7 protein-coding genes are annotated in these 4341 nt (G+C 67.5%); 5 read left to right on the forward strand and 2 right to left on the reverse strand.

The genetic code is table 11. From position 1 onward, the window contains the following. Positions 1 to 214 (reverse strand): IS3 family transposase (locus ADK55_RS12190; protein ID WP_324611179.1); only part of this gene is annotated, 214 nt, incomplete at its 3' end. Then, positions 211 to 519: a transposase gene (locus tag ADK55_RS12195; protein ID WP_053677951.1), complete on the reverse strand. Its 309-nt coding sequence runs from the start codon at positions 517 to 519 to the stop codon at positions 211 to 213. The genes ADK55_RS12195 and ADK55_RS12190, both read right to left, overlap by 4 nt. Between ADK55_RS12195 and ADK55_RS40945 the strand changes: the two genes are divergently transcribed. The 5 genes from ADK55_RS40945 (at position 406) to ADK55_RS38495 (ending at position 3811) form a co-directional block, all read left to right on the forward strand. Further along, the gene (locus tag ADK55_RS40945) at positions 406 to 777 is read left to right on the forward strand and encodes a DUF6188 family protein (RefSeq protein WP_420713622.1); all 372 of its coding nucleotides are present in this window, start codon (positions 406 to 408) and stop codon (positions 775 to 777) included. The two genes, ADK55_RS12195 and ADK55_RS40945, sit on opposite strands and share 114 nt — an antisense overlap. A gap of 171 nt (positions 778 to 948) precedes the next feature. Further along, on the forward strand, positions 949 to 1536 hold the full coding sequence (locus tag ADK55_RS40710; protein ID WP_324611180.1) for a Ku protein: 588 nt from the start codon (positions 949 to 951) through the stop codon (positions 1534 to 1536). A gap of 18 nt (positions 1537 to 1554) precedes the next feature. Continuing rightward, complete coding sequence (locus ADK55_RS40715; protein ID WP_324611181.1) at positions 1555 to 1935, forward strand: hypothetical protein; 381 nt, start codon at positions 1555 to 1557, stop codon at positions 1933 to 1935. 34 nt (positions 1936 to 1969) lie between these two features. Next, entirely contained in the window at positions 1970 to 2995 is a 1026-nt protein-coding gene (locus tag ADK55_RS12205; protein ID WP_063839512.1) for an ATP-dependent DNA ligase, read from the forward strand. Positions 2996 to 3352: 357 nt separating this feature from the next. Next, complete coding sequence (locus ADK55_RS38495; protein WP_159041362.1) at positions 3353 to 3811, forward strand: hypothetical protein; 459 nt, start codon at positions 3353 to 3355, stop codon at positions 3809 to 3811. Positions 3812 to 4341 lie beyond the last annotated feature (530 nt).

Here is a 4341-nt window from a genome sequence, read left to right on the forward strand (position 1 = left end):
TGAGGATGGCGTGCACGCGCGGTGAGCCGTAGATCCCGTCGGACTCGTCGTGGACCTCCCGGATCCGGTCTGTCAGCTCGACGTCGCGGCGGCGCCGCTCGCACGGTTCCTTCTCGGCCTGGCGCCACCGGTAGTAGGTGGTGGAGGGGATGTTCAGTTCCCGCAGGACGGGCTCGACCCCCAGGTGCGGGTGCTCGTCGAGGAGCGCGGTCACCTGGGCCGGGTCGGGTCGAGCTGGGCCGCGAAAAAAGCCGAGGCCGTCCGCAGGACCTCGTTCGCCCGCTTGAGCTGGACATTCTCTTTCCGCAGGGCGGTCAGTTCCTCGCGCTCGGCGGTGGTGAGGTGGTCGCCTCGTTCGCCGGCGTCGGCCTCGGCCTGACGGATCCAGTTGCGCAGTGCCTCGTGGTGCACGCCGAGTTCCTCGGCCATACGGCGGATCACTGGCTTCGGCTCGGTGGTCCGGTACATCCGCACCGCACGCTCACGCAACTCCAGCGGGTACTTCCTCGGGGCAGACATCGTCTGGGTTCCTCTCATACGACCCATCTGACAGCCTGTCACCACTTCCCGCATCTCGGGGGAACCTCACGGGGGAACCTCAGTTCGACCGACGCATCGTTCGAAGCCTGGCAGGTCACAGAACCACGAGGATGGCGTTTCATCTCGTTGCCCGGCGGAGACCTTGCCGTTTGGTCCCGCTCTGGAACAAGTGAGAATCGTGCTGCGACGGGACATCACGGCCTACGTCGCCATAAGGGCTTGCAGTCCGGCCGGTGACGACAAGCCTGCCTATGTGACAACTATCGCGCTTCGGCTCAGGTGCGTACGCTCTCCCCGGCCAGTTACTGAGCACCTACTTGGCCAGAGGGGCCAAGTACAGCGCTCAGTCACAACGATCAGAAGCCGTCACCTGGAGAGAGAAGACATCGGTTGGAGGAGGTGGTGATCATGGCCCGTCCCGTATGGGCCGGAAACCTGTCATTCGGCCTGGTCAGCCTGCCCGTGAGCCTGTACACGGCCACCGACAGCCACACGATCCACTTCCAGCAGCTACAGCGCGGCACCTCCGACCGAATCCGCAACCGGCGAGTCAACGAACGCACCGGCAATGAGGTCCAGCTCGACGACATCGTTAAGGGCTACGACACCGGCGACGAGTACGTGCTGGTCGAACCGAAGGAGCTGGACGAGATCGCCCCCGGACGCTCTCGCTCATTGGAGATAGCCGGGTTCGTCGACCTGACGGAGGTGGACCCGATCTTCTTCGACAAGACGTACTACCTGGGCCCGCGCGTTTCCGAGTACGGGAAGGTCTACAGCCTGCTGGAGCAGGCTCTGGCGAAGGCCGGCAAGGCGGGCGTCGCGACGTTCGTGATGCGCCAGCACGAGTACCTGGTCGCCCTCAAGGCCGAGAACGGGCTCCTGACCCTGCACACGCTGCACTGGGCGGACGAGATCCGGGACCCGAGGAAGGAGATCGACAACCTCCCCGGCAAGACCAAGGCTTCCGAGAAGGAGCTGCGGATGGCCGAGTAGCTCATCGAGACCCTGAGCATGACCTGGGACCCCGACGAGTTCCACGACACCTTCCAGGAGAAGGTCGCCGCCCTCATCGACGCCAAGAAGACCGGCGACACCGTCGAGAAGGCCGACGAGCCCGCGCAGCCCACCGGCGCTGTCGACCTCATGGAAGCCCTGCGCGCCAGTCTCGAACGCGCCGGCAGCTCCAAGGCCACCGGCGGGAAAGCCACCGCGTCCGGCAAGACCGCGGCCGCGAAGAAGCCGGCGGCCAAGAAGAGGATCAGCTCGACGTCCAAGGAGGACCTAAGCAGCCTGTCGAAGGCCGACCTCTACAAGAAGGCCGCCGCCGCCAACCTCCCCGGCCGCTCCAACATGACCCGCGAAGACCTGGTGAAGGCCCTTTCCCGCGCATGACCCCAACAGCCAGCCCGCGAACGGAGGCCACGCGATGACGCTGCGGCCACCGGTGGAACCGATGCTGGCGCAAGCCGCAGAGACGATTCCTCCCACAGGCATGCTGCGGGAGGTGGCCTACGAGCAGAAGCTCGACGGCCACCGCGGCCTGCTGTTCACCCCGCCCGCCCCCGGCGAGCAGGTGCTGGTCCAGACAAGACGGGGCTCGCTCATCCAGGACCGCTTCCCCGACCTCGTCGCGGCCGCCATTGAGCAACTCCCCCACGGCCTGGTCCTGGACGGTGAGCTCCTCGTCTGGGACCCCGAGGAAGGACGGCTGTCCTTCGAGGCGCTTCAGCGCCGGGCCGCTGCCCGCGCCTGCGGCGCCAGCGCCCTGGCGGCTCGAACCCCTGCCTATTTCATCGTCTTCGACCTTCTCCAAGCCGACGGCGCCGAGCTGCTGACCCTGCCGTATCGGGAGCGTCGCCGAAGGTTGGAGGTGCTGTTCGCCGCCCGGGGTCTGAGTGCGCCGTGGACGTTGTGCCCGATGACCACCGACCTCGCCAAGGCCAAGGAGTGGCTGGAGTCCTGGACGGATGTCTCCGGCGTCGAAGGCATCCTGATCAAGAGCATGAACCAGCGTTACCTGCCCAACCACCGTGGCTGGACGAAGATCCGCCGTCGGGACACCACCGAAGCGATCATCGGTGGCATCACCGGCACTCTCAACCGCCCTCAACTCCTCATCCTCGGCCGCCACGACGACACCGGCCGACTGCGCACCGTCGGCCGCACCACACCCCTGCGCCCGGACCAGGCGCGCCAAGTCGCCGAACGCCTGACGGCGGCCTCACCTGACCATCCGTGGACCGGTGCACGGTTCTCGGCGGCATGGGGGTCCCGCGACGACCTGGACGTCGTTCTGGTCGACCCGGGCCTGGTGGCGGAGATCAGCGCCGACACCGCCGTCGACCACGGCGGTGTCCACCGGCATCCCCTACGGTTTCGCCGCCTCCGCCTGGACGTGACGGCCCAGGACGCGCCCCTCTTTGGGACAGGCCCTCACCGAGCAGCGGGATGAGCTGTTCAAAGCACCTTCTGGCTGACCAAGCCCGAACTCGAGAAGATCGTCCACCGCTTCGAGTTCATCCCCGATGCCCGTGAAGCATTCGACCGGTATCGAGCCCTGAGCGCCCCGAGGGACCCCTCCAGGTAGCGCGCCAGCGCCATCGACGACTGTTTCCAGACGCCACGGACGCCCCCGCTTCCCCAATCCTGACGGTACCGCCCGACCGCGCGCTTGACCCAGTCTCTCCGGACCCGCACTCGCCACCCCCGCTACCTGCGGTCTTCGCTACCGGCGCGCAGAAACGGCCTGGCCGACACGCCCGCACATGGCTACTCTGGCGCTCCCGGGAGCCGGAGGAGGCGCAGGACGGTGGAGCGCAAGACACCCCAGGAGAAGAAGCGCCTGAGCTACGTCAAAGATCATCGGAACAACTACGGCGAGAACGACAAGAGCTCACGCAAGAACATCCGTCGAAACAAGCGGTTCCCCAACAGTGCCAACCGGCGTCACGCACAGACCGCGCTGACGGCGCTCCTAGGCTCACCCGACGATGTCAGGGCCGACGCCGTTGAGGAGCGCATGAACGGCCGGCGCCCGAAGCGCTGGCAGAAGTTCCCCGACGCACCGCTGGGTGCCATCGTCGACGGCGCCCTCCAGCGCCGCGTGAGAATGGGTACCGCCGGGGCAGAAAGTGCTGCTGCCCGCTTGCGCCGTGTCCGCAGTCGATTCGACTGGATGGCCCCCTCCGACAACCCGCTTCTGCCGCCCATCATGGTGCGCAGAGTCCGCTCATCGCTCGCCGAAGACGATGAAACGGGCCGTGCATGACGCTGGCTTCGAACGGCCACGCTCACGGGCCTGCTGGCGGCGCCACACCAGGTCCTTCGACTCAAGGCCGGCGTCCTCGCGCCAGCGCTCCTCGAGAACCCGGCGGCGTTCACGCTCGTCCAGGCCGGGCAGCGTACGACGCGCTCGTCGTCCTGGTCGGAGAGGAACGCGTGGGCGCACAACGCTGCTTCGCCCTTGCCAAGGCGGCCCGTTGTCACGGGCGACGGTGTCGGGTAGCTCTGAAGAGGCTTCGCCGGCCGTGTCACGGAACCGGCCCTCGACATCGACCTCGCCGGGCACGTAAAACGGCCAGCCGCGCTTGGTGGCCGGCGCTGGACATGGGTGTGTGCCGGGCGGCTGGCGGGCGGCCCGGCACACGCTCACTGCGGGTTCGGCCGCCGCCCGTTCACAGGCAGCGGGCCGTGGCCTGGTTAGCGGCGGCGGCCCCAGGACTCGGTGTCGACGGTGTGGTTGCGGTCGTCGCGCAGGGTGGCGGTGTCGGCGCGGTTGTCCCAGACGTGGTCGCGCTT

It is taken from the genome of Streptomyces sp. WM4235 (genome assembly GCF_001279725.1).
Lineage (GTDB): Bacteria > Actinomycetota > Actinomycetes > Streptomycetales > Streptomycetaceae > Streptomyces.

Bases quoted from the DNA above. Each gene is read 5' to 3' on its own strand.
- ADK55_RS12195 (WP_053677951.1), bottom strand. From the start codon at position 519: ATGTCTGCCCCGAGGAAGTACCCGCTGGAGTTGCGTGAGCGTGCGGTG.
- ADK55_RS12205 (WP_063839512.1), top strand. From the start codon at position 1,970: ATGACGCTGCGGCCACCGGTGGAACCGATGCTGGCGCAAGCCGCAGAG.
- ADK55_RS40715 (WP_324611181.1), top strand. From the start codon at position 1,555: ATGACCTGGGACCCCGACGAGTTCCACGACACCTTCCAGGAGAAGGTC.
- ADK55_RS40710 (WP_324611180.1), top strand. From the start codon at position 949: ATGGCCCGTCCCGTATGGGCCGGAAACCTGTCATTCGGCCTGGTCAGC.